This window comes from Legionella tunisiensis (assembly GCF_000308315.1).
GTDB lineage: Bacteria > Pseudomonadota > Gammaproteobacteria > Legionellales > Legionellaceae > Tatlockia > Tatlockia tunisiensis.
Genome location: NZ_CALJ01000088.1, coordinates 1 through 2,224, shown reverse-complemented (window position 1 = coordinate 2,224; position 2,224 = coordinate 1). Strand labels below are relative to the sequence as shown.

Below are 2,224 nucleotides of genomic sequence, written 5' to 3'. Positions count from 1 at the left end.
TATGCTCAGAGGGATGAGACGTTAAAACAATATGACCCTTGGATTTTCTTCCTGACTCATTAATTGTTGACATACTAATCCTTGCAGATAGATAAATGTCTTAGGGGGAAAACTACTACAAACCACATTGTACTTATTTTAATAATAGTATTTTTTATATGGCCGCTTGTTATTTTGTTAATTTGATTATTTTAAATGCATAAAATATTCCATACCTAATGCACGGTCATGGAATTGCTATTAGGGAACTTATCAAAACACAGATGTAGGCCTTGTTTTAAAATTCGCGGTAAAAAATCATTGTCAAATTGAATGCCTTGCTCATCAATGACTACCGTGGTTTGTTGTGCTGCTGCACTGCCAACAGCATCTTCTGCCGTAATCTGGACCGTGGCATGCAGTTTTAAATCTTTAACAATGGTTACCAACAGCCTCGGTAAAGGACAGGTACGAAAATTTTCAGCCTCTTCTATATCTGTCAGGAGGCTTTGGGGAAATGAGACTTTCATAATAATCGGATCAGATTCTGTCTGACTGATATCGGCCCTGACTAAACCGGAAAGAAAAGTGATTTGAATAGGAGAAATAGCAATTCGTTTATCCGTTACGACAAGCTTCGCATTAAACTCTGTTGGTAGCTGATCTGGCTGTATTGTAAATAATTGCTCGATAATCTTGGAATTGACGATCTTGCCACTGATATCAGACACCAATGTATTGTTAACGTATTTAGCCTGAAAAGAAAATTTATTTTGTGCTAAAAAAGCACTGCATTAATTAATTGCTCTTTATCTATAGTATTCAGCACCGCGCTGACATTAAACCGCTTTCCTTGTAGATCACCGCGGCTTTCGATGAGAATAGAATATGGCTCCTTGGTCATACGTACTATTTTAACCGTTTTAAAATGCAACGGCGGTAATAAATCAGATAAGGAATAGACCACGTCAATATGAGATAACTGAGTCTTATCTATAAGAATGGATTGACTATGAGAAGGTTCTTTTTTCTCTGGAATACTCACTCCAATAGTCTGTTTTTTTCGACAATGCTTTTTGGCAAGCTCACCAAATTGATAAATCCTTTTTAAGCTCCAGGTCATAAATATGCAACTGTTGTTTAAGTAAAGCCAGTAAAGATAAATGCGCACTTGCTTCCTTAAATGAAATAACAACTTTGCCCTTATAACGATAAACAAAATGATCAACATTTATTTTAAAATAAGGTACAAGATTAACACGCAAATTAAATTCTGGATTTTTCTCGCTACCTTGCGTACCTTTGCTTGTAAACGAATAAACCAGATGGCTTGCGAGATAGCTCAGCAAAAAATTAAGACTTAACAAAAGAATGACAATGACTAACAAAGCAAGTACTGCTTTTTTACCCCATTCCCCTACAAAATTCTTCATCTAGCTCTCTATTTTAATAAATGCCTTCACAAGTCTATTATAGTGCTTTTAAATCATACAAAATGATCATTGCTGCGAGCATCTGTAACAAATGACTAAAATAGCCTAACAATTTCCCCGTTTACTTTGTTTTATTTTTGCAACCATATCATTTTCCCGATAATCTCTTAAGAAGGTGCCAAACGAGCTCGTCGTAAAGCATCGTTTTTGAATTCTATTCGTTTTGAGCAATCAAAGGGAAACGCACATGTGGGTAATGACAAGGATACTAATTTTCGTCAGTTTAATGACTTCATTAATATCCTGTTCTATCTCATTACCACCACACGCTCAGGTAAAGCATTTGCGGGCTCTCCCTAATATGGAAAAAAGCGTTAAAAAATTTAAAAGAACAAGCGATTTTTGCGCATGGTGATTGGCCAGACAAACAATGGTGGTTAGCCTATAATTCACCCGAATTAAACGCCCTCATCGCCTCGGCATTGGCAACAAACCCCTCTATTCAAGAAATGAAAAGCCGGATTGTTGCTGCCAGACAAGAAGCTATTGTAGCTCGCTCAGTACTATTCCCACTCGTGTTTTTTGATGCCACAGAAAATAGGCAATTTTTAAGTAAGCACGGCCTATATCGTGCTCTGAATCCTAACATTCCCTTAAACGTCAATTTGGTTGATCTAACCTTATCCTTCAATTATGAATTTGACTTTTGGGGACAAAATCATAATCTCTTTTATGAAGCAATTGGCAAGGAAAAAGCACAACGAGCTGAAGCAGCTCAAGTCGAATTGATTGTAACAACGGCTCTCGCTCAA

Annotated in this window: 4 protein-coding genes and 1 pseudogene; 2 read left to right on the top strand and 3 right to left on the bottom strand. The window is 36.8% G+C overall.

From position 1 onward, the window contains the following. Nucleotides 1-215: 215 nt before the first annotated feature. The 3 genes from BN58_RS06630 to BN58_RS06620 are packed head-to-tail and all read right to left on the bottom strand — an operon-like array spanning nt 216 to nt 1,412. Nucleotides 216-710: a hypothetical protein gene (locus tag BN58_RS06630; protein WP_019216158.1), complete on the bottom strand. Its 495-nt coding sequence runs from the start codon at nt 708-710 to the stop codon at nt 216-218. A gap of 47 nt (nt 711-757) precedes the next feature. Next, nucleotides 758-1,102: a hypothetical protein gene (locus BN58_RS06625; RefSeq protein ID WP_019216157.1), complete on the bottom strand. Its 345-nt coding sequence runs from the start codon at nt 1,100-1,102 to the stop codon at nt 758-760. Beyond that, nucleotides 1,065-1,412, bottom strand: coding sequence for a hypothetical protein (locus tag BN58_RS06620; RefSeq protein ID WP_019216156.1), 348 nt, complete (start codon nt 1,410-1,412; stop codon nt 1,065-1,067). Before BN58_RS06620 ends, BN58_RS06625 begins: the two co-directional genes overlap by 38 nt. 207 nt (nt 1,413-1,619) lie before the next feature. On the opposite strand from BN58_RS06620, the gene BN58_RS30660 reads away from it, so the two are divergent. Further along, nucleotides 1,620-1,772 carry a hypothetical protein gene (locus BN58_RS30660; RefSeq protein ID WP_156812406.1) on the top strand — a complete coding sequence of 51 codons (153 nt, stop codon included), beginning with the start codon at nt 1,620-1,622 and terminating at the stop codon, nt 1,770-1,772. Nucleotides 1,773-1,921: 149 nt separating this feature from the next. Next, a pseudogene (locus BN58_RS28205) lies at nt 1,922-2,224 on the top strand (efflux transporter outer membrane subunit); the annotation flags it as partial.